Source organism: Tenuifilum sp., assembly GCF_037481895.1.
Classification (GTDB): Bacteria; Bacteroidota; Bacteroidia; order Bacteroidales; family Tenuifilaceae; genus Tenuifilum; species Tenuifilum osseticum.
The window spans coordinates 77778-100748 of sequence record NZ_JBBFKU010000002.1 but is presented as its reverse complement, the minus strand read 5'-3'; the positions used below and the strand labels follow the sequence as shown (position 1 = coordinate 100748).

Sequence of the window (22971 nt, the reverse complement as noted above, 5' to 3'; positions counted from 1 at the left end):
AGTTTTGTGCTTCATTTTACTATGTTTAGTGCTGGTTGACAGTTTTGTGCTCCTAAATCCGCCACTTTGCTAAGCCGCAAACCGTATAAAATTTGAATAAATGACTGTACCAATTGATATAGATTTTGACTTTCGAAAAGACAGTAAATGTGGCGACCCTGACGTAGACAGTCCGAAATTATATGAAATTCACAAGTTGTTATGGAGTAAAGATTTGCCAAACGGAAAAAAATTCACCTTGGAAATTAAAAGAGGCAGTTCTGGAAGATTTCTTTTGAAAAACAACTTTACAATGAATTTGTCAAGCGACAGAATGTGTCCTCATTTTGACGGAAATTATAGAAACAAATTTTACGGTTCGCTTTCAGACAATGAACTAGAAGAACTAAAACATAAAGTGCGGACAATTGGCGGACACATTGTTTTTCCTGCACATAAAAAGAATGGTTTTACAATTAATCAAGCTAGAGGAGTAAATAGAATAATTTGTGACAGATTTGACTTGACCTTGGAGTGCATAAGACGTTTTTACAATAACGAAGAAAGCCCTCTAACAAAGACAATAACTAATTACAAAGACTTTTTCGATTTGTTTGTTGACTTTAAAGGCTATGTTGACTTTTTTCATTTGCAAGACTTTGTTGATCAAAACGGACAAATTGAATTTTCTTTACCGTTTGACAATTTCAACAGACCACCATTGCCACAGACAATTAACGAGTATAAAAAATATATGGAACACACATTGGAATTAATGAACAACAGAAACAAACGAATATTAAAAAGTTTGACAAGCTGTCAATATGATACTTGACAACTTTATGAAAACAAAACGACACCTCGTCATCAACAAAAGGTTCGCAGAAAGCTTAAAAATGAAGGGACACAGCAGCCGCTGATCGGACGAAACAGAAAAAAGCGAAACAAATTTTGAAAGGTGGACAACCTCATACAGAGCATATTGAAAACATACAGCGAGTTGGCTGACAATCATTGCCTTCGCTTATTTTCCCCGCACATATTTTAATTCAAATAAGCGAAGCGGTTCACGAACACCTTAGAGATTGCAAATCGTTTAGTGAGTAATTTTTTCCCACCCGCCAATGACATATTAGGCCTTAGAAAAACTATCTTTGCTAACATGAAAATAAATTGTGTAACAACAGCATAAGACAAAATAAATGGCGATCAAAAAATCTGAACTTTACAGCTCACTTTGGGCAAGTTGCGACGAACTGAGAGGCAGCATGGACGCAAGCCAATACAAGGATTATGTATTGGTGTTGCTGTTCATGAAGTATGTTTCCGATAAGAAGGATCCTGTGGTAGAATTAAAACCAGGAACCACCTTTTATGATATGCTCCAATACAGGGGTAAATCAGATATTGGTGACCAGATCAACAAAATCATTGGTGAGTTTGCAAAAAACAACAACCTTTCTGGTATTATTACAGAAGCAGATTTTAATGACGACGCCAAGCTGGGAACCGGAAAGGATAAGGTTGACCGACTTACCAATCTTTTGAATATTTTCAATAAACCAGAATTAGATTTTTCGAGTAACCGTGCCGATGGTGATGACCTCTTGGGTGATGCGTATGAATATCTCATGCGTCATTTCGCCACCGAGAGTGGAAAAAGCAAAGGCCAATTCTACACCCCTTCTGAAGTTTCTCGTGTTATGGCTGAGCTTATCGGCATCAGCAAATCAAAAAGCCAGAGCGAAACCATTTATGACCCAACCTGCGGATCGGGCTCCTTACTGTTAAAAGCAGCCGACCAAGCAACGCATGGCATTACCATTTACGGTCAGGAAAACGATAATGCTACCCGTGCCCTGGCTGTGATGAATATGTGGCTTCATGGATTTCCCGATGCCGAAATAGCACTGGGGAATACGCTTGCTTCACCTAAGTTTACCGATGAGAAAACAGGAGAGCTTAAACAATTTGATTATGCAGTAGCAAATCCTCCTTTTAGTTATAAATCATGGATGAACGGTTTAGACCCTCAAAATGATATTTATAAACGATTTGAAGGCTACGATGCACTTCCTCCTAAAAAAAATGGTGATTATGCGTTTCTTTTACACCTGCTTAAATCCCTTAAATCAAAAGGCAAGGGCTGTATTGTAATGCCCCTTGGTGTCCTGTTTAGGGGTAATGCCGAGGGTGAAATTCGTAAGCAGATTATTAAGAGGGGTTACATAAAAGCCATTGTTGGTTTACCGCCTAACCTCTTTTATGGAACTGGCATTGCCGCCTGTTTAATTGTGCTTGATAAAGAAGATGCCGATAAACGAACCAATATTTTTATGGTTGATGCAAGCAGGGGCTTTATGAAAGATGGCAATAAAAACCGCCTTCGTGAGCAGGATATTCATAAAATTATTGATACCTTCATCAACCAATTAGAAATTCCTAAATATTCTCGTCTTGTCCCTATTACAGAAATAGCCGACCCCAAAAATGATTACAACCTCAATATTCCACGCTATATCGACAGCCAGGAAGAAGAGGATATTCAGGACATAGAGGCCCATTTACTTGGAGGCATTCCCAAAAGAGATATCGATGCATTGGAACAATACTGGAATGTCTACCCTTCACTGAAAGCAGCATTGTTTAAACCCATTGAACAGAGGCCTAATTACTATGAATTAATTATCTCCAGAGATGAAATAAAAAACACCATTTACCATCACCCCGAGTTTACTGCATTTGGGAAGCAGATGGAACAAGTGTTTGAGCATTGGAAAAATGAAACTGTACATTACACCAAGAAATTAGATAAGAGCATCAAACCAAAACAGGAAATCAAAATCATTTCCGAAAACCTGCTGAAACATTACTCCTCTGCTGTACAGACAAGGCATGCCTTGTCTCAAAATGATTTATCCCTAAACGCCCTGTCTCAAAACGACCTATACCAAAATGCCTTGTCGCTTATTGATAAATACGCCATGTATCAGCATTTAATGGATTACTGGGCAGAAACCATGCAGGATGATTTTTACGAAATTGCCGCAGATGGTTGGACTGCAGGTAATGAAGTAATACGAATTGAAAAGAAAACCAAAAAGGGCGATAAGGAAATAGTCAAACAAGTTGCAGGGCTTGAAGGACTGGAAGGAAGACTCATTCCGCCTTCTCTCATAATTCAGGAATATTTTGCCAAAGAGCAAAAAGCCATAGAAGAACTGGAAGACCAAATAGAAGCACTGAACGCTCAAATGGAAGAAGTGCGAGATGAACATGGCGGCGAAGAGGGCTTACTTGCCAATGCTATTGATGACAAAGGCAACATAAGCAAAGCTAATCTGTCAAAAGCCATAAAAGATGTAAAGACGCTGCATGCAGCGTCTCCTCAAGAATACCAAGAGGAATACGATATGCTGATGCAATACAAAAAATTGATGGATGAAGAAGCTGAAATCCAGGCAAAAATAAAAAAGGCCAAAGCCGAACTTGAAAATAAAGTCATTGCTAAATACCCAACGCTTACCATTGACGAAATAAAAACCCTTGTGGTAGAAAAGAAATGGATGGCTGAAATTGAAAAACGCATTCGCACCGAAATGGACAACATTAGCCACCGATTAACGCAACGCATTAAAGAACTGGCAGACCGCTACGAAAACCCGCTGCCAAAACTAAACAGCGAAGTTGCCGAACTCACCGCCAAAGTAGAAGGGCATTTGCAGAAAATGGGCTACAAATGGTCATGACCACTGATTAATATGATTAAATGATTTACTATGATTAAAGAAAATTTGAAGATAAAATCAGAGCAATCAAATAAATCACAAAAATCAGAGGTGCAGACAATGAAGGGATTTAAACAGACTGAAGTTGGGCTTATTCCAAGTGATTGGGATGTTCTCAAAGTTACAGATTACGGGGAAGTAAAGCGTGGTGCAGGTTCTCAATATATTAAGTATGTTTTAGCTAACGGAATTAGATTAATTAGAATCAACGACTTTTTTGAAGATAACCCTGTATTTGTAGCTCCGACCAGTGAAATCATGCGTTATAAAATTAATGAAGATGATATTCTTTTTGCAGGAACAGGTGCTTCAGCCGGCGCATCATTTATTCCTAAAAAAGATTGGATAGGACTACCTCATTCCTATAACGCTCCCAGAATAAGAATTAAGAAAGTATATTCAAAGGACTTCCTATTACATGCTCTACAATCGACTTATGTTGCAAAACAACAAAAAGCATGGTTTGTTGGTGCTGCCCAGCCGTTTCTAGATACAACTGCAATTGGCAATATTAAGATTATTTCTCCCCCCACCAAAGCCGAGCAAACCGCCATTGCCACGGTGTTAAGCGATACCGATGCCCTAATAGAAAAACTCGAACAACTCATTGCCAAAAAACGCCTCATCAAACAAGGTGCTATGCAGGAGTTGCTGAAACCCAAAGAGGGGTGGGAGGTGAAGAAGTTGGGGGAGGTGGCTGATATCAAAACAGGTTCAAAAAATAATGAAGATAAAAATTCTGATGGCGAATATCCGTTCTTTGTTCGTTCTTCCATAATTGAACGAATAGACACTTTTTCTTACGATTGTGAAGCAATTTTAATTCCTGGAGATGGTAACATAGGAGAGGTTTTTCATTATATCGATGGTAAATTTGAGGTTCATCAGAGAGTATATATATTAAATAATTTTAGAGATAACGTAATTGGGAAGTATATTTACCTTTGGTTCCAATTGAACTTTAAGAATCATGCTTATAAATTCACAGCTAAAAACACAGTTGACTCATTACGCCTTCCAGTTTTTAAAGATTTTGAAATATTTGTTCCTAGTAAAACTGAACAAACCCGCATTGCCCAAATACTTTCCGATATGGACAATGAAATTGAGGCATTGGAAAAACAATTGGAGAAATACAAAATGATAAAGCAGGGCATGATGCAGGTGTTGCTGACGGGGAAAATACGATTGGTAAACCCGTAAAGACAATGCATGCATTGTCTTATCAACAAGCAAAAAATGGATAAATACAAAAACACATATCGCATCCCTTCGGCCCGTGCTGCCTGGTGGCATTATGGATGGGCAGGTGCCTATTTTATTACCATCTGCACCAAAAACCGCGAACATATTTTCGGAGAAATACATAATGGCACCATGCACCTTTCGCCCATGGGCGTGCTAGCCGATGTGTTATGGCACGAAATTCCGCACCATTTCGCCAACCTAGAATTGGGTGCATTTGTGGTCATGCCAAATCATATTCACGGTATTATAATTTTGAATAACAATAACAATAACGATATTGATATCGACAACGACAACAACGATAACGATAACGATAACGTAGAGACAAGGCATGCCTTGTCTCTACAATCCCAACAACCCCAACGATCCCAACAACCCCAATCAACCCAATCAACGCAACAATGGGAACAAACCATTGCCCAAAAACGGTTTCAAAACCAGGGGAAAAATACCATTTCGTCCATTGTAGGGGCATACAAATCGGCGGTAACCAAACACGCCAATCGTTTAGGGTTACCCAATGGTTGGCAACCACGTTTCCATGACCATATTATTCGCAACGATGCAGAATATGAACGCATCAGCTATTACATCATATCAAATCCATTAAATTGGGAAAATGATAAATTTTACAAATAAAACCATGTTCAACGTAGGCCAAACAGAACGCGAAACCCAAAATAGGGTTATTAAAATTTTCACCGATGAATTGGGTTATGAATACCTTGGCAATTGGGAAGAACGGGAAGACAACAGCAACATCGAAGAAGAATTGCTACGTAAATGGCTGCTGCAACGCTATGACGAAAATCTGACCGACAAAGCCATTTACGAATTTACCAAAGCCGCAGGCGACCAGAGCAAATCGCTCTACGATGTCAATAAACAGGTATACACCCTGCTTCGCTATGGTGTGACAGTGCAACCCAGTGCAGGCGAGAACAAACAAACTGTATGGCTTGTTGACTGGAAAAATCCGCTTGCAAACCATTTTGCCATTGCCGAAGAAGCTACCATAAATGGCCAATACAAAAAACGCCCCGACATTGTGCTGTATGTAAATGGTATAGCCTTGGGCGTTTTGGAACTCAAACGCAGCACGGTTGCCATTTCAGAAGGTATACGCCAAAACATTGATAACCAAAAACATATTTTCATCAAATCGTTTTTCAGCACCATTCAATATGTAATGGCTGGAAACGATATTGAAGGATTGGCTTATGGAACCATCGAAACCAAAGAGAAATACTTTTTGAAATGGAAAGAAGTTTCCGAAGATACATCTCGGGATTTTCCGCACTTATTAGCTATTAACAAACCTATTCGTGAAAAAACAGCAGGATATCAGTATCTTTTGGATAAAAACATCATTGAACTCTTAAATAAAGAACGTTTTTTGGAGTTCATACATGACTTTGTAGTCTTTGATCGAGGTATTAAAAAACTATGCCGTCATAATCAATATTTTGGAGTAAAATCAGCACAGCATTTTATCAAACAAAACGAAGGTGGTATCATCTGGCACACGCAGGGAAGCGGCAAGAGCTTAACCATGGTGTGGCTGTCCAAATGGATAAGAGGGTTTAACCCCAATGCACGGGTGCTTATCATTACCGACCGTGAGGAACTAGACGATCAAATAGAAAAGGTATACAAAGGTGTTGAGGAGGACATATACCGAACAAAAAGCGGAAGGGATTTATTGGAACGGCTAAACGATACCACTCCATGGCTGATGTGTTCCCTTATTCACAAATTTGGCGGAAAAGATAAAACCGACGAAACTACCGATGCCGATATAGAAAAATACATACAGGAACTTCGCAGTAGTATTCCTACTGATTTTAAAGCTAAAGGTGATATTTATGTTTTTGTGGACGAATGCCACCGCACCCAATCGGGTAAGCTTCACAAGGCCATGAAGGAATTTCTGCCCAATGCTTTATTTATCGGTTTCACCGGAACGCCATTATTAAAAAGCGATAAACAGACAAGTATAGAGGTTTTTGGCAAATACATCCACACCTACAAATTCAATGAAGCCGTAGCCGATAAAGTAGTGTTGGATTTACGCTACGAAGCCCGTGACATTGAACAAAACATTACCTCGCCTGATAAAATTGACGAATGGTTTGAACTCAAAACCAAAGGACTGACTGACTTTGCTAAAGCCGAACTGAAACAGCGTTGGGGAACAATAAAAAAGGTGTTCAGCAGTAAATCAAGACTTGAAAAAATAGTAATGGATATTATGCTGGACATGGAACGTAAAGAACGATTACAAAATGGCAGAGGCAACGCACTCTTGGTTTCCGACAGTATCTACAATGCTTGCCGTTATTATGAACTCTTTCAAAGTGCAGGTTTAAAAAAATGTGCTATTGTTACCTCCTTTGTTCCAAATATTAATGATATTAAAGGCGAAGGAGACAATTATACCGAAAAATTACAGCGTTTTGAAATTTATCAAAAAATGTTGTCGGAGTATTTCCATGAACCGCCAGAAGAAGCATTAAAAAAGGTAGAGGAGTTTGAACGGGATGTAAAAAAGAAGTTTGTGGAAGAACCAGCTCAAATGAAACTATTAATTGTGGTGAACAAACTGCTTACAGGTTTTGATGCTCCGAGTGCCACCTATCTGTATATAGACAAAAAACTCAGGGACCATGGACTTTTTCAGGCAGTATGTCGTGTTAACCGTTTAGATGGAGAAGATAAGGAGTATGGATATATTGTTGATTACATGGACTTATTTAAAAGTCTAGAAAAGGCATATCACGATTACACTGCTGAAGCATTTAGTGGTTACGAAAAAAGCGATATAGATGGGTTATTGAAATCGCGTTTGCAAAAAGGTAAAGAGCGGCTTGACGAGGCTCTGGAAGCAATTAAAGCATTGGTTGAACCCGTTCAGCTTCCTAAGGGTACGTTGGAATATATACACTACTTCTGTGGCGATAATACCCAAAATCCAGATTTATTGAAAGACACAGAACCTAAACGGGTCGCTCTCTATAAACACACCAACGCACTCATACGTGCCTATGCCAATATTGCAGATGAAATGCAAGAAGCTGGTTACTCCGTAAAAGAAATAGATGAAATAAAAACCGATATAAAATATTTTGAAAACATACGCAAGGAAATTCAGTTAGCAAGTGGTGACTATATCGACTTAAAGCCCTACGATTCTGCCATGCGTTACCTTATTGATAGTTATATTGGGGCTGAAGATAGTAGAGTACTTGGTAATTTTAATGACCTTAGTTTGGTGGAACTGCTAGTTAATGAACCTGCAGTTCCCTATGGAAAGATCCCTGAAAGTATTTCTGGGAATCCCGAAGCAATGGCCGAAGCAATAGAAAATAACTTACGTAAAGTTATCATTGAGGAAAGTCCAACTAACCCAATGTATTATGAGAAAATGAGTAAACTTCTGGATGAACTCATAAAAAAGAGAAAAGAAGAAACCATGGAATATGAAAAGTATTTAAAGGAAATCGCAGATCTATCAGCAAAAATTAAAAAGCAAAATACTACAACCAACTACCCTGCCACCATTAACACTGCAGCAAAAAGAGCACTATTTGACAATATGGGCAGAAATGAAAACTTAGCAAATGAGCTGGATAATAAGATTCTTGCTACTAAGAAGGACGGCTGGCGAGATAATTTTCAAAAATCAAAAGCTGTAAGAGTTGCTATTGCAGAAGTGTTAAAAGCTCACGGTATTGCAGATGAAAATGAGGTGCATCGCATTTTTGAATTGGTTAAAAATCAACTTGATTACTGATGGATCAGATTACGATAAGCGATATCACAATTGATGTTGTTCGTAAAGACATCAAAAACATACATCTTGCTGTATACCCACCTAAAGGCAGAGTTCGAATTGCTGCACCCTTAAACATAACTGAAGATGCCATAAGGCTTTATGTCATTTCAAAACTCGGTTGGATTAAACGACATCAGCGTAAATTTGAGACTCAGGAACGCATTACACCAAGAGAATATAAACAAAGGGAAAGCCACTATTTTAAAGGCAGACGATATTTACTCCAAATTGTCGAAACTGATAAAAGACAGAAAGTTGTATTGAAGAATAAGAAGTTTATTGAATTACACATCAAGCCTGATACCCCTACAGAAAAACGGCACGAAATTCTGACTGAATGGTATCGTATCGAACTCAAAAAACAAATCCCAACAATGATTGAGAAATGGGAGAAAATATTGAATGTAAAAGTAGATGACTGGCAAGTAAAGCAAATGAAAACCAAATGGGGTTCGTGCAATATTGAAAAAAAGCGAATATGGCTTAACCTTGAATTGGCAAAGAAACCCGAACATTGCTTGGAATACATTATCGTTCATGAAATGGTACATCTATTGGAAAGACACCATAACGAGAGATTTCAATATTATATGGACCTTCATTTGCCGAACTGGAGACAGTTAAAAACTGAATTAAATAAACAACCCGTAAGTCATGCTGATTGGAGTTACTAAAATAAAGCCCTCTCTAAAAGCAAGCACATTTTCAAGCCGCAAAATATGCCCCGCCCTTGCGGATAGCCCAAGCACAGACTAACACAACATAAAAACGTAAACTCAACAACCACAATGGTATACAGACACTGTGGACCAAAATTGTAACGGTTACACTAATAAATAAAACCCACTTGTTAGCGCGCCTCTGTGGACGCGTGCAAGCAATGTTGGGGAGAGTACTCTGCTGTTGTGCCGCATGTAAGAAATCGTTTACACTTATTGATTTGAATCTTGTGATTCGTATATTTGCAATATGTTGAATAGGGACGATATACTAAATAAGTTAAGAGAGTTGAAACCATTCTTGAAGAGGGAATACTCTGTAAAAGAAATTGGTTTATTCGGTTCCTTTGCATCTGACAACGCTAGAGATGATAGCGATATTGATTTACTTATTGAACTAGAAAAACCCATAGGCTGGAAATTCTTCTCATTAGAAATTTACTTAGAACAAATTTTTGGCCGAAAGATAGATTTAGTCACCAAAAACGCTCTTCGCGATAGATTAAAAGAGGATATTCTTAACAAAGTAAATTACGTATAGTGTGGACAAGGGCAAACGCACATACATAATGTATCTTGAAGATATCCAACTATCAATTTCTAGAATTTCAGAATATATTGCAGGTATGGATTTTATCTCTTTTAAGCGAGATTATAAAACCATTGACGCAGTAATTAGAAACTTTGAAATAATTGGAGAAGCTTCCAAAAATCTTCCCGATTTCGTTAAAGAAAAATACCCAAAAATACCTTGGCGAGAGATGTATTATTTGAGGAATAAGGTATCGCATGAATATTTCGGAATTGATTATGAAATCATTTGGGATATTGCTACCAATTACCTTCCTGAAAACAAATTACTCATTGATCAAATAATTTTGGAGGAATCCAGAAAATAAAACTTAATGCATAACAACTTGTTTTATTTGGGCGAATTCCACTTGCATGATTATTCTCTTTTACTAACTATACCCTTGTTAGCACTCGTCTGTGGACGCGTGTAATAGCAGGGCTGGGGGAGAGCGCTTGTGAAACACTACGCTTCAGTCAGACATAAAAAGGTTTTTTTGGCCGTGAATAAACAAGGGGATTTTTTCTATATTCAATTAAGGCTAACAGGCGGAGTGGCGAATGTCGCATCAAAAACTGAAGTAAACCGCTAAAAACGTTTCGCACTTGTCTTACTTTGACACGTGCGAACTTTACAAAACTATTCAGTTAGCATTATGGTTTTGCCACCCTTCCAATAAACAGAATGGTATTGGTTGGTTTATGCCTTAAGATAAACATGAATGGCCTGTTGGCATCAAAAACGTTGAAGTTGGGCATCGATTTCATGGCCACCACTACGGCAGTAGCCGCTGCTGCGGTTGTGCCTTCTTCCGATACCTCTATAAAGGCTTTATGGTAAGCATCGCTTATCTTTAAATCCTTGTTTCCCGATATTCCGGAAAAATCGGCATCGTCGCTAAAGGGTATGGTTAAACCCATCTCGCCAAGTACTTTCTTCATTGAGAAGCCGCTCTCAACGGTGAACCGCGGAATAAACACCAGGGTTTTTTGGGGTTCTATTGCCTTTACCACCTCGTTATACTTTTCAATGGTAAATGCTTTCTCAAATTCACTCAGCGGTTTTCCCTCGTTGGGCAGTATTACCAGCATCGATAGTTCCTCGCCCTTATAGTCCATTTCCAGGGCAGCAAAGTCGGTTCCTTTGAGGTAACCAAAGGTTTTGTCGGCGCTCATAAACTGATGCTTGGTTTTTGAGCCATCGGCCAGGGTAAAGTCGCGCTCCTTGGTCTTTTCAGGTTCAAAGGGTTCCTTCCACTTACCCTTAAAGTAAACCGCATTGGTAAGCACAAGTCGTGTTAAATTGCTAATGCTCCCCTGTGGTAGCAAATCCTTGATATGTTGCTTGGTATCGTACTCCACGGCCAGGTTGATAGTTTTACGGGCGGCCTCGGGTTCATTAATAAAATCAACCTTATACAGGCTTGTTTTATAGTTGCCCTTCAGGTCGCACCTATACCTTTTAAGTATCTTGTAATCGGTTTGCAACCATGCCTTATTGGCAACATTTATGGTAATGTCAGCCGACGACGACTTAATTACACTTTGCTGAAGCTTACCAACCGCCTGGTGAAACTTTGGGCTATTGCCAAAATGAAAGGTAGCGTTCAGCTGGTTAAGTGTTTCGCCCCTGGCTCCAAGTGTAACCATTCCAAATGCGGGTGTAATGCTGAACGGTGAGTAAACCAGGTTTTCGTTACCTCCAACCTTTAGGCCCCTGTACAGGTCAAACGCAAAAGTATTTATTGATTCTGATGCACTTTGTGCATGGGTTACAGTGCCTGCTAGCACTGCAATTATGAACGACGAAAACTTTTTCATATCGATAGTTTTAGGGTTAACCATGGCTACAGCGTAAGGTTCAAATATCATGCTAAGTTCATAATTTTAAACATTTTTTACAATTTTCTTTTCCTGCAATTTTACTATGTTTGTATTCAATAAGGTAAGATGGCTTGGTTAACGGCACTTTTTAACCTAATTGCGTCCTGAGTAATGCGAAGGATATTGCTTTTATTACCATGAATGTGATATTCGCTGCGCTCAACTTGGCCAAAAGCCTTATGGAAACAACTTTGAGTAATAATCAACATTGCTGATGTCAATTACAGTAAACAGTATCACCAAGCAGTTTGGCAAGCAGGTGGCTTTAAACAGCGTTACCTTTCAGGTTCCACAGGGGCAGGTTGTTGGCCTTTTGGGGCCAAATGGTGCGGGCAAATCAACCTTAATGAAAATTATCACCGGCTACCTTACACCCGATAGCGGCTCTGCACTTGTTAACGGTGTTGACATCAACTCGCCTGCCTACGATTTCCGCCGCGATATTGGTTACCTGCCAGAACACAACCCGCTCTATACCGATATGTACGTTAAGGAATACCTTTTGTGGGTTGCGGGAATTTACCGTTTGGGTAAAAATGCCCGAAAACGTGTTTTGGAGATTATTGATATTACCGGTATAGGATACGAGCAAAATAAAAAGATTGGCAGCCTTTCAAAGGGTTACCGTCAGAGGGTGGGCTTGGCCCAGGCCCTTATTCACAACCCATCGGTTTTAATCCTCGATGAGCCCACCAGCGGCCTTGACCCCAACCAGATTGTTGAAATTCGAAATCTGATTGCCACGGTGGGTCAAAATAAAACCGTAATCCTTTCAACCCATATCATGCAGGAGGTGGAAGCAATATGCGGGCGAATAATCATTATCAACAAGGGTAGCATTGTTGCCGATGGACCTGCTTCGGAGATAAAAGCGCTTACCTCATCGTCGGTCCAAAACGTTGTTGTGGAATTCCTGGAAGCGCCATCAGTTGAACTTCTTCAGAGTATCGAGAATGTTTCAAACGTAAATCAACTAACTGCAACCACCTTTCTGGTATCATCGTCATCAAATGCCGATATTAGGCCAACAATATTTAACTTTGCCAAGAACAACAATCTTACCCTGTTAACACTTCAGCAAAAAGTGCTTAACTTGGAGGATGTTTTTCAAAGCCTTACACTAACCGAGCCAAATAAACGTTAACAATAGTAACCCAAACGAAAAAAACAAGATATGGAAAGCACAAAATCTTCAAAAGCAGTATCGTTCCTATCGGTACTTATTGTCATTCTGCTAGTTGTAATTGCCGGCCTTTCGTACGTTTACTACCAGCAAAAAAAGGAGGCAAAGGAAACCGAAACCATGTTGCTTGCCGAAAAGGATTCGCTTAGCAACAACCTGCTTAACCTTATGAACGACTACAAGGATTTGGAAACCGACAACGATTCATTGAACCGCAAGCTTCAAATGGAGCAGGAGAGGGCCCAAAAACTTTACTCGGAGCTTCAAAACCTCAAGCGCGTGAGCTACGCAAAAATCAAGGAGTACCAAAAGGAACTCGGAACGCTTAGGGCTATCATGAAGAACATGGTTCGCGAAATAGACTCATTGAATACCCTTAACCAGCAACTTATTGCTGAGAATATTAAGGTGAAGGAAGAGGCAGCCACGGCTAAAAAAACCGTTAAGGAGCTTGAGCAGCGCACCGAGGAGCTAAATACCCAGGTGGCAAAGGGTTCCGTAGTTAAAGCACGCAATGTAACAGCAGTTGCTCTCAATAGAAGAGGAAGCGAAACTTCCCGCGCTAGCCGTACGGCTAAAATTAAAACCTGCTTTACTCTTAATGAGAATGCTATTGCCAAACCAGGCTCACGCTATGTTTACATGCGCGTTGTAGGCCCCGACGATTTTGTCCTTGCAAAATCGGAAACCGACCTTTTCGATTTTGAGGGCGAAAAGATTGTGTTCTCGGCTAACCGTGAGGTTGATTACCAGAATAAGGATGTCGATATGTGTATTTTCTTCGACAGTAGCGGCGAGCTGGCTAAGGGCACCTACAAAATCACCCTTTACATGGATGGCTACATGATTGGTTATACCGAATTGGTTCTAAAGTAATAAGCGTCCAACAAATACTTAAAGCGCCCCAAAGGGCGCTTTTTTCGTTTACCGATTTCTAAATATACCCTTTTAGGGTCTTATTGATATAAGGATAAACCAGAACAGCAACTGCAGCACCAAGTATATCCGCAAAAAAATCGGCCCACTCTGCCCCGCGCGACGTAAAAAGGTATAGCTGTGTCAACTCTATCAACCCACCGTAAACCGAGGCTACAATAAAACCCACCCATTTATGCCGATTTTTAACCGTGAGCTGAACCCTCTGGTAGTTCATTTCTGAGATAAGCAAAAGGGCAAATACGGCAAATAATCCAAAATGAACCATTTTATCAATGCCGGGTATTTTAATGGTGGGCAAACCGCTTGGTGGCATTCCGCAGAGGATAAGAATTACCAGCGCCCACATCAATGAATTCTTATACTTTACAATGAGCCGATAGGTTTTTGCTAACATTTTACTCTACTGGTTTACTTGCTCAAAGGTATAACCAAAAACTTCAATTTCGTGTTTAAAGAGTTTCTCAACTCTTTCCTTTTGTTGTTGGTTAAAGTGCTGGCTATAGTGTTTTTTGTCTTTTCGGGGCTTACTTTTTAGGCGCGGCAGGTCTCCCAGCTGTATCCCTAGCATTTTTTCGAGGTCATTTATGCCTTTGTTAAGATTTTGGAACCTAAGGTAAACATCGCAAATTGGCTTCCCTTCCTCATCAAAGTAAAACCTTGAGTTGGTCCAGGTTTTATCAAAGTATCGTATGAAATTGCTAAACGATGATAGCACAAAAATCAATTTTATCCTGTGTAGTAACCTTTTATACCTTACTATGGCAAAGGGTTCTCTCAAAATGTTAGCAACATTTTTCCCGATACTGGGCCACAAGCGAGCCTTTTCCCAGTAATAACGTGAAACAACCATATCCCAAGGATTTCGGACAATGGTAATCTTAAGGTATTGATTCCAAACCTCTTCGCCAACCTTGTTTTTAATTGCAATTGCCGACATATGGTTCTGAAATCCCTCGCAATTTCTGGGTTGGTATTCGTAGTAATCGGCGTCGAATCGCTCATCAAAAGGGGCCAGGGGCGTTAAAATATCATCGGGACCACATATTTTGCTTAGCATTAGCTCAACGCTTGTACTGGCAGTTTTGGCCGATTTAATGAAAATAAACCTATGCCTATGCGAAACTATCATTTATCTTACTCTTCTTATCAACAGGCAGTTATGATTGTTGGTTAAACTACAATTTCCGAATATACTGTTTTTTGCTTTTACTTTATGTAGATTTGCAATATACGCCAAACCCTTTAACACTATATTGATTTTTACTCTTGTTAAATAGGGTTTTGGTGCTTACATTTACAGCAACCATAAAAAATCAACAGCTATGTTCGAAAAGCAAGTTTACGTAGAACGCCGATTAAAGCTACGGAAAAAAATTAAATCAGGTCTGGTGATTATCCTTGGGAATACCGAAAGCCCAATGAATTATAAGTCAAACACCTACCGTTTCCGTCAGGATAGTAATTTTCTCTATTTCTTTGGCCTCGACATTCCGGGTTTAGTGGGTGTTATTGATATTGAAGACGGAAAAGATTGTTTATACGGCAACGATTTCGACATCGATGATATTATTTGGATGGGCCCCCAGCCAACCCTGAAGGAGTTGGGCGAAAAGGTTGGTATCCTTTCAACTCACCCGTTCAAGGAGCTTTACTCTACCTTAAGCCGCGCCATTAAACACGGACGCCGAATCCATTTCCTTCCCCCTTACCGCGCCGATAATGTTTTACTGCTTGAACAGCTGCTAGGAATCAACCAATCGGTAATTAAAAACTATTCATCCGTTGAACTGATTAAAGCCATTGTAAGCCTTCGTTCAGTTAAGGAAGATGTTGAAATTGCCGAGATTGAAAAAGCATGCGAGGTAGGTTACCAGATGCACGTAACCGCCATGCGTATGGCCAAGCCCGGAATCAGCGAACAGGCAATTACTGGGGCTATTGAGGGTGTTGCAATTGCTCAAGGATACATGCCTTCGTTCCCAATCATTCTGTCACAGAATGGCGAAACCCTTCATAACCACGACCATTCCCAAATGCTTACTTCGGGTCGCCTGTTATTGGTCGATAGCGGAGCAGAAATTAGCAGCCATTACGCTTCCGATTTTACCAGAACCATACCGGTTGATGGTAAATTCACCGAAAAACAGAAAGAGATATACAACATTGTTCTTGCTGCAAATAACAAGGCCATCGAAATTTCCAAGCCCGGAATACCCTATATGGATGTTCATAAGGCTGCAGCGCGTGTAATTGCCGAAGGTCTTACTAAACTCGGCTTAATGAAGGGTAATCCCGATGATGCAGTTGCCAATGGCGCACACGCCCTCTTCTTTCCTCATGGACTTGGGCACATGATGGGCCTCGATGTTCACGATATGGAGGATCTTGGCGAAAACTACGTTGGCTACGACGATGAAATCACCCGCGCCGACCAGTTTGGTATAGCCTACCTAAGGTTGGGCCGTCGCTTGCAAAAAGGATTTGTTTTAACGGTTGAGCCTGGTATCTACTTTATTCCTGCCTTAATCCAAAAATGGAAGTCGGAAAAGATTAATGAATCATTTATAAACTATGCCAAGGTTGAGGAATATATTGGTTTTGGTGGCATTAGAATAGAGGACGATATTCTTATTACCGATAATGGCTCCCGGATTCTTGGAAAGCGCATTCCGGTTACAGTTGAAGAAATTGAAGCATTGATGAAGCATTGATACTGAACTTTGTAACCACTAGCCCATCGGACCAAACCCGATGGGTTTTTTTATTAAAATGCTTCAGTTACCGTAAAGTAGTAAGCCATTTCTTTCCTATCGCTATAGGCCGCATCAAACCTAAGGTTTACCTTTATAGGGTTTACCCTAACTCTTATTCCAGCTCCGTAGGTTAACTTGCTTTTGCTTATATCTAACTTGTCAAAGTAAGGTGCAACATCGCCTAAGCCACCAAAAATAGTCCCTTTAAGCCATTTATATATCGGAAATCTATATTCACCCTGTAGGCAAGCCATTGCGTTGTCGCGGTATCGGCCCTGGTAGTAACCTCGCATAACATCAGCTCCCCCAATCATTGGCATTAGCTGAAAAGGAACTTTCCCCCAGGTCATATCGGCTAGGAATTGAAGGGCAAATACATGATCGTCGTAAATATTGTAGTAGTTTCTTAAATCGATGGTTAGCTTTGTAAAGTTCAACTCGCTACCAAATATCTTACTGTAAACCATTAGCGAGGCTTTATAGAACTCACCAAACGATGGGTAGTAAAGGTTCTCCCTGTTTTCCCAGGTTAAAAGGACACCCAAACCCGTTGTTAACCTTTCGTTTACTCCAGATATGCCGTTTGCCAGCAAGCGGTCGCCGGGGTAGTCTCCAGTTCTGTAGTAATTAAGTTGACCTTGAACACCAGCCATTATTACACCAAAAAGTATTCTTTGATGTTGGATAAGAACCGAGTAATCATCGGAAACATACTTTTCCTCCAGGGTGTCGGGTGTGTTCCTTCCAACTCCCCAAAATTTGTTTGGGAAATGGTTTACCCTTATATGACCCGAATAGTAGTGTTCTCTATCAGTGGTATATATTCTAGGCGATATCCATAAACTTGCCTGATTCTTAAGGGTATAAACGGCAGTCCCCTGAACGCTCGATACCTTATTATCCCTACATCTAAAGTAGTATCCACCCGATAATCCACCGCCCCAGTTTGTCTCTTCTCCATAAAATGCAACGGGTACTACTACAAAGTAATTACTATCATTACTTTTCTTGTCTACGCATAGCGTATCCGTGTTGCTACCCCAACCAGAATGTCCGCAAATAAGGCCAATGGCCATAAATACAAACATGCCCAGGCAATTTGATTTCATTACAAACCTTTTTGATTCCACTTCAAATATAAACAAAACCAACCATGCATATTTAGCTTGATGTGAGTATTTGGTTCAATACCTGTTAATATTTTTTTAAACTTAACCCTTGACTTGTTTCACTAAACCTACATATAATATTTTTTTCCAACCAACCATAGGTTACTATGAATTTGTTTAACCAAATTATTAAGGTATTTTCAACCTCAGCTAACAGATTACCTTCCCCTAATTTTATTAACATATGACCTTGATAACAGCTGTTAATAAGTATAAATTTATCCTGTATTACAATGACTTATAAATTTTATGATGTTAATAGTTTGTTTTAATCCATTTAATAACCAATTTTGCAACACCCTTTTCAATAAAATTATGAACCGAGCTAACAGCTTAATATCATCATCTTTTTTTTTAATCTTTTAAATTTTTAAAAAAAGAATTAATGATAAATAAAGAATCTGTTGATAAGTTGGGATATATCGATGAACCTATCGATTCGGGTATCAATCTTGTAAATGAAATCAACCGTTTAAAGGTTGAGAAAAATGCTGTGATTCTTGCGCATTACTACCAAAGCCCCGAAATTCAGGATATTGCTGATTTTGTAGGTGACAGTCTTGCTCTAGCTGTAAAGGCCACTACCTTGAAGTCGAAACTAATAATTTTTGCTGGAGTCAAATTTATGGGCGAAACAACCAAAATTTTGCTACCTGATGCAAAAATTGTTTTACCTGATATGAATGCAGGCTGCAGCCTTGCCGATTCATGTAATTATGATGATTTCAAGTCATTCAAAGAAAAATATCCTGACCACATAGTTATAACCTATGTAAATACAAATGCTGATATAAAAACTCTTTCCGATATATGTTGTACTTCTTCAAATGCCGAGAAAGTTATTGAATCTATTCCAAAGGAAAAACCTATAATATTCGCACCCGACAGAAATCTAGGCAACTACTTAAAAAATAAGTTGAAGCGTGAAAATATGCTTATTTGGGATGGTTTTTGTCATGTTCATCAGAGGTTTTCATTGGAGAGACTAATTGAGCTAAAGAAAAAGAACCCAAATGCTAAAATAATTGCCCATCCGGAATGCCAGAAAACTGTTTTAATAATGGCCGATTATATTGGTTCTACTTCTCAACTCATTGATTTTACTATAAATGATTCTTCTACTTCATATCTAGTCGCAACTGAATATGGTGTAATACACCAAATGAAAAAGTTTTCGCCAGAAAAAGATTTTATACCTGTACCTCCTGACGATTCTACATGTGCATGTAACGACTGTATTTATATGAAGATGATAACCTTAAAAAAGCTATATTTAAGTCTTAAATATGAATATCCGGTTATTGAGTTAAATTCTGAAATTATTACCAAAGCCAGACTACCTATTGAAAGAATGATTGCTATAAGGTAATGGACAGTAAAATTATAATAGATAAAGAATTTGAAAAGCAAATTCGTCCTGTTGAGTTTAACCAATTCAACGGACAGAATGATATTGTAAAGAACCTTAAAATCTTTGTAAAAGCTGCTAAGTTAAGAAATGAAGCACTGGATCATGTTCTATTGCATGGTCCTCCCGGATTAGGAAAAACTACTTTAGCAAACATAATTGCCAATGAGTTAGGTGTTTCTATTAAAACTACTTCCGGACCAGTACTCGAAAAACCTGGCGATTTAGCTGGTTTACTTACAAACCTTGAACCACACGATATTCTTTTCATTGATGAAATTCATAGGTTAAGTCCTGTTGTTGAAGAATACCTATATTCAGCAATGGAAGATTACAAGATTGATATTATTATAGATAAAGGTCCAAGCGCAAGGTCAATTCAAATAGAATTAAATCCTTTCACTTTAATCGGAGCAACAACCCGCAGTGGATTACTAACAAGTCCTCTTAGGGCTCGCTTTGGAATAAAATTTCTTCTTGAGTACTATACTGTTGATATTTTAGCAGGGATAGTAAAACGATCGGCCTCTATTCTTAAAATTGATATAAGAGATGATGCAGCCGTTGAAATAGCAATGCGGAGTAGGGGAACACCAAGAATTGCTAATGCACTATTGCGCAGAGTACGTGATTTTGCTCAGGTAATTGGTAATGGTTATATAGATATTGAAATAGCAAATGAAGCTTTAAATGCTTTAAAAATCGATTCCAGAGGGCTCGATGAGATGGACAATAAAATAATACTAACCATTATTGAAAAGTTTAAGGGTGGTCCGGTTGGTTTAAATACAATTGCAACTGCAGTTGGTGAAGATGCTGGTACCATTGAAGAGGTTTATGAACCATTCCTGATACAGGAAGGATTTTTAAAAAGAACACCACGTGGCCGCGAAGTAACCGATTTAGCCTATAAGCATTTAAATAAAATAAAATTCCCTGAGCAAGGTAAACTCTTCTAAAAAATAGAATCCGATATCAGATTCATCTTTTTCTTATCGTTTATCTTAATTTTTTTCCCTTTTATTGCTATCAAACCCTCGTTTTTAAATTCGCCCAGGATACGAATTACCGATTCGGTAGCTGTACCTACTATACTCGATAAATCTTCTCTAGTCAGATTTACTGCTATATAGCCCTCTTCGTCTAGTTTGAAAGTATTTTCCAGCATCAGTAAAATTTCGGCAAGACGCTGTTTAACAGTTTTTTGTGCTATATCTTTTATAAATATATTTGCCTGATCCAATTCCCTACATGTAAGCTGTATTAAAGAGAGAGCAAAATCGCTATTTGTTTTAATTAAGTTAAAGATAATTTCCGATGGAATAAAACAAATTTCTGCTTCTTCAATAATTTCAGCTGTTGTACAAGCCATTTCGTTACTCAAAACCGATCTGTAACCTGTAATATCACCCTTTATTGCAAATGCAACAATTTGAGGCTTTGAATCAATCCCTGTTTTGTAAATTTTTAAAATACCTTTTTTAACGCAGTATATACCCGTAATCCTGCTTCCTTCTCTATAAATTATTTCACCTTTACGGTAGGTGTTACATTTTAAGTTTGCATTCAATAGTTCAAGTTCCTCGCTATTAAGCGATTTAAAAATTGAAAAACTTGAACTGATACAAGTATTTGAATTTCCGTCTTTTAGCATTTTCAGTAATTCTTGAACTGTTTTAAGAAACGAACATCATTCTCAAAGTAAAGACGCAAATCGCGAACCTGATATTTAAGCATTGCTATACGTTCAAGTCCCATACCAAATGCAAAACCTGAATAAATTTTACTATCAATACCGTTAAGTTCAAGTACATTTGGATCAACCATTCCACATCCTAAAACCTCTAACCAGCCAGTATATTTACAAACCGAGCAACCTTTTCCACCACAAAGCTTACAGCTAACATCCATTTCAGCCGAAGGTTCTGTAAAAGGAAAGTATGAAGGTCTAAGCCTGATTTTTGTTTCCGAACCAAACATCTCTTTTGCAAAGTAAAGAAGTGTTTGCTTCAAATCAGCAAATGAAACATCTTTATCAATGTAAAGTCCCTCAATTTGATGAAAAATACAATGAGCTCTTGCTGAAATTGCCTCATTTCTGAATACTCTGCCTGGGCAAATTACCCTGATTGGCAACTTTTCATTTTCCATGCTCCTAACTTGAACCGAAGATGTATGTGTTCGCAAAAGGATATCTGGCTTTTTTTCAATAAAGAAAGTATCCTGCATGTCCCTGGCAGGATGTTCCTCGGGAAAGTTTAAGGCCGAAAATACATGCCAATCATCCTCAATTTCTGGACCCTCGTAAACAGTAAAACCCAAATATTTAAAAATTTCAACTAGTTCATTCTTAACTAGTGAAATTGGATGTCGGGTTCCAAATTCGTATGGATACTCCTCAAGCGAAAGATCTAAATTAGTTCCTTTTGGTTTTGTTGATTCGGAAAATGTATTTTTCCAGGTTTCAATTTTATCGGTTATTTCAGATTTGAGTTGGTTAAGTATTTTACCAACTTCCTTCTTCTTTTCGTTTGGAATATTTTTAAAGTCATCAAATAGTTTTGTCAGATAACCATTCCTTCCTAGATACTCAACTCTAATTTTTTCAACACTTTGTAGGTCTTTAGGATCTAATGTCGAAAATGTCTCCCTTATCTGTTTAATTCTTTCCTCCATTTTACCAACTATTTTACAATACGAACTTTGAACTTAATATCTTTTAAAGGTCTATCGTTGGAATCGGTTTGAACCTGCGAAATTTTTTCAACCACATCGTATCCTTCCACAATTTCTCCAAAAACAGTATAGTTACCATCTAGGTGTGGTATGCCTCCTACAGTAGTATAAATTTTACGCTGATTTTCATTAAACTTGATATGTTTAACCTTCATAATAGAGTCCGCTAAGATAGAAACCTTTTGTGTTACTTCATTAAGAAATTTTGGGTTTAAGTTGCTTTGGCTACCTAACAGGCTATCGTAAAGCTTCTTTTCTGTTTTCTCCCTTAATTTTTTGTTTAGCTTGTCTTCAAGCTTATTAAGTTCTTCGTCAGTAAATACCTTTCCAACAACAAGGTAGAACTGTGATGATGAAGATTTTTTTTCTGGGTTCACATCATCGCCTTCCCTTGCCATTGCAATTACTCCACGCTTATGGAAAATTGTATCAAAAATTTCTGCATCAATTAAATACCCGGCATCCTTTTCGCCATATAGTTTTCCTGGCTCTGCATTCTTAGTTTCAGGATCACCGCCCTGAACCACAAAGTCTTTTATTACTCTGTGGAAAATAAGTCCATCGAAAAAATTATCTTCGGTCAGTTTGATAAAATTTTCTGTATGCTTAGGCGTTTCATTATATAGTTTAACAACTATGTCTCCTTCATCAGTTGAAATTTTAACATATCTATTGTTATCGTTGTACTTCGTAGTGCACGATAGCATTGATACCAGACCGAGTAAAACTAAAGTTCTAATTTTCATAGAATTAACTTTTA

Annotated in this window: 20 protein-coding genes; 13 read left to right on the top strand and 7 right to left on the bottom strand. The window is 38.6% G+C overall.

What is annotated here, in order from left to right; translation table 11 throughout:
• Nucleotides 1-100 precede the first annotated feature (100 nt).
• The 8 genes from WHS63_RS01105 to WHS63_RS01070 all read left to right on the top strand — a co-directional run bounded on the left by WHS63_RS01105 (nucleotide 101) and on the right by WHS63_RS01070 (nucleotide 10468).
• Nucleotides 101-814: a DUF6994 family protein gene (locus WHS63_RS01105; RefSeq protein ID WP_445203523.1), complete on the top strand. Its 714-nt coding sequence runs from the start codon at nucleotides 101-103 to the stop codon at nucleotides 812-814.
• 367 nt (nucleotides 815-1181) lie between these two features.
• Nucleotides 1182-3728 (top strand): type I restriction-modification system subunit M, encoded by a 2547-nt coding sequence (locus WHS63_RS01100; RefSeq protein ID WP_445203522.1) that lies wholly within the window; start codon nucleotides 1182-1184, stop codon nucleotides 3726-3728.
• Between the two features lie 30 nt (nucleotides 3729-3758).
• Nucleotides 3759-4970 (top strand): restriction endonuclease subunit S, encoded by a 1212-nt coding sequence (locus WHS63_RS01095; RefSeq protein ID WP_445203521.1) that lies wholly within the window; start codon nucleotides 3759-3761, stop codon nucleotides 4968-4970.
• 36 nt (nucleotides 4971-5006) lie between these two features.
• The gene (locus WHS63_RS01090; protein ID WP_445203520.1) at nucleotides 5007-5654 is read left to right on the top strand and encodes a transposase; all 648 of its coding nucleotides are present in this window, start codon (nucleotides 5007-5009) and stop codon (nucleotides 5652-5654) included.
• Nucleotides 5635-8808: a type I restriction endonuclease subunit R gene (locus tag WHS63_RS01085; protein ID WP_445203519.1), complete on the top strand. Its 3174-nt coding sequence runs from the start codon at nucleotides 5635-5637 to the stop codon at nucleotides 8806-8808. The genes WHS63_RS01090 and WHS63_RS01085 overlap by 20 nt, the downstream gene beginning before the upstream one ends.
• Complete coding sequence (locus WHS63_RS01080) at nucleotides 8808-9524, top strand: M48 family metallopeptidase (RefSeq protein WP_445203518.1); 717 nt, start codon at nucleotides 8808-8810, stop codon at nucleotides 9522-9524. The genes WHS63_RS01085 and WHS63_RS01080 overlap by 1 nt, the downstream gene beginning before the upstream one ends.
• Before the next feature lie 298 nt (nucleotides 9525-9822).
• Nucleotides 9823-10110 (top strand): nucleotidyltransferase family protein, encoded by a 288-nt coding sequence (locus tag WHS63_RS01075; protein ID WP_445203517.1) that lies wholly within the window; start codon nucleotides 9823-9825, stop codon nucleotides 10108-10110.
• Between the two features lies 1 nt (nucleotide 10111).
• Nucleotides 10112-10468: a HepT-like ribonuclease domain-containing protein gene (locus WHS63_RS01070; protein ID WP_445203516.1), complete on the top strand. Its 357-nt coding sequence runs from the start codon at nucleotides 10112-10114 to the stop codon at nucleotides 10466-10468.
• A gap of 325 nt (nucleotides 10469-10793) precedes the next feature.
• Here WHS63_RS01070 and WHS63_RS01065 read toward each other — a convergent pair whose 3' ends face one another.
• Nucleotides 10794-12011 (bottom strand): serpin family protein, encoded by a 1218-nt coding sequence (locus tag WHS63_RS01065; RefSeq protein WP_445203515.1) that lies wholly within the window; start codon nucleotides 12009-12011, stop codon nucleotides 10794-10796.
• Nucleotides 12012-12237: 226 nt separating this feature from the next.
• Between WHS63_RS01065 and gldA the strand changes: the two genes are divergently transcribed.
• Both gldA and WHS63_RS01055 read left to right on the top strand, forming a co-directional pair.
• Nucleotides 12238-13167 (top strand): gliding motility-associated ABC transporter ATP-binding subunit GldA, encoded by a 930-nt coding sequence (gene gldA, locus WHS63_RS01060; protein WP_445203514.1) that lies wholly within the window; start codon nucleotides 12238-12240, stop codon nucleotides 13165-13167.
• A gap of 30 nt (nucleotides 13168-13197) precedes the next feature.
• Nucleotides 13198-14082 carry a hypothetical protein gene (locus tag WHS63_RS01055; RefSeq protein ID WP_445198230.1) on the top strand — a complete coding sequence of 295 codons (885 nt, stop codon included), beginning with the start codon at nucleotides 13198-13200 and terminating at the stop codon, nucleotides 14080-14082.
• A 58-nt stretch (nucleotides 14083-14140) separates the two neighbouring features.
• Here the strand turns inward: WHS63_RS01055 and WHS63_RS01050 are convergent, their stop codons facing one another.
• The gene (locus tag WHS63_RS01050; protein ID WP_445203513.1) at nucleotides 14141-14539 is read right to left on the bottom strand and encodes a VanZ family protein; all 399 of its coding nucleotides are present in this window, start codon (nucleotides 14537-14539) and stop codon (nucleotides 14141-14143) included.
• A 6-nt stretch (nucleotides 14540-14545) separates the two neighbouring features.
• On the bottom strand, nucleotides 14546-15274 hold the full coding sequence (locus WHS63_RS01045) for a sulfotransferase family 2 domain-containing protein (RefSeq protein WP_445203512.1): 729 nt from the start codon (nucleotides 15272-15274) through the stop codon (nucleotides 14546-14548).
• 193 nt (nucleotides 15275-15467) lie between these two features.
• On the opposite strand from WHS63_RS01045, the gene WHS63_RS01040 reads away from it, so the two are divergent.
• Complete coding sequence (locus WHS63_RS01040) at nucleotides 15468-16856, top strand: aminopeptidase P family protein (RefSeq protein WP_445203511.1); 1389 nt, start codon at nucleotides 15468-15470, stop codon at nucleotides 16854-16856.
• Between the two features lie 53 nt (nucleotides 16857-16909).
• On the opposite strand, the gene WHS63_RS01035 is transcribed toward WHS63_RS01040, so the two are convergent.
• Nucleotides 16910-18007, bottom strand: coding sequence for a BamA/TamA family outer membrane protein (locus WHS63_RS01035; protein ID WP_445203510.1), 1098 nt, complete (start codon nucleotides 18005-18007; stop codon nucleotides 16910-16912).
• Nucleotides 18008-18452: 445 nt separating this feature from the next.
• Here WHS63_RS01035 and nadA point away from each other — a divergent pair, with 445 nt between their 5' ends.
• Together nadA and ruvB are read left to right on the top strand one after the other, a co-directional pair.
• The gene (nadA, locus tag WHS63_RS01030; RefSeq protein ID WP_445203509.1) at nucleotides 18453-19436 is read left to right on the top strand and encodes a quinolinate synthase NadA; all 984 of its coding nucleotides are present in this window, start codon (nucleotides 18453-18455) and stop codon (nucleotides 19434-19436) included.
• Nucleotides 19436-20434 (top strand): Holliday junction branch migration DNA helicase RuvB, encoded by a 999-nt coding sequence (ruvB, locus tag WHS63_RS01025; RefSeq protein WP_445203508.1) that lies wholly within the window; start codon nucleotides 19436-19438, stop codon nucleotides 20432-20434. The genes nadA and ruvB overlap by 1 nt, the downstream gene beginning before the upstream one ends.
• On the opposite strand, the gene WHS63_RS01020 is transcribed toward ruvB, so the two are convergent.
• Genes WHS63_RS01020 through WHS63_RS01010 form a run of 3 tightly spaced genes read right to left on the bottom strand, consistent with a single transcriptional unit; the run spans nucleotide 20431 to nucleotide 22957 of the window.
• Nucleotides 20431-21129 (bottom strand): Crp/Fnr family transcriptional regulator, encoded by a 699-nt coding sequence (locus tag WHS63_RS01020; protein ID WP_445203507.1) that lies wholly within the window; start codon nucleotides 21127-21129, stop codon nucleotides 20431-20433. The genes ruvB and WHS63_RS01020 overlap by 4 nt on opposite strands.
• Nucleotides 21130-21131: 2 nt before the next feature.
• Nucleotides 21132-22151, bottom strand: coding sequence for a phenylalanine--tRNA ligase subunit alpha (gene pheS / locus WHS63_RS01015; protein WP_445203506.1), 1020 nt, complete (start codon nucleotides 22149-22151; stop codon nucleotides 21132-21134).
• A gap of 8 nt (nucleotides 22152-22159) precedes the next feature.
• Nucleotides 22160-22957 carry a peptidylprolyl isomerase gene (locus WHS63_RS01010; protein WP_445203505.1) on the bottom strand — a complete coding sequence of 266 codons (798 nt, stop codon included), beginning with the start codon at nucleotides 22955-22957 and terminating at the stop codon, nucleotides 22160-22162.
• Nucleotides 22958-22971 lie beyond the last annotated feature (14 nt).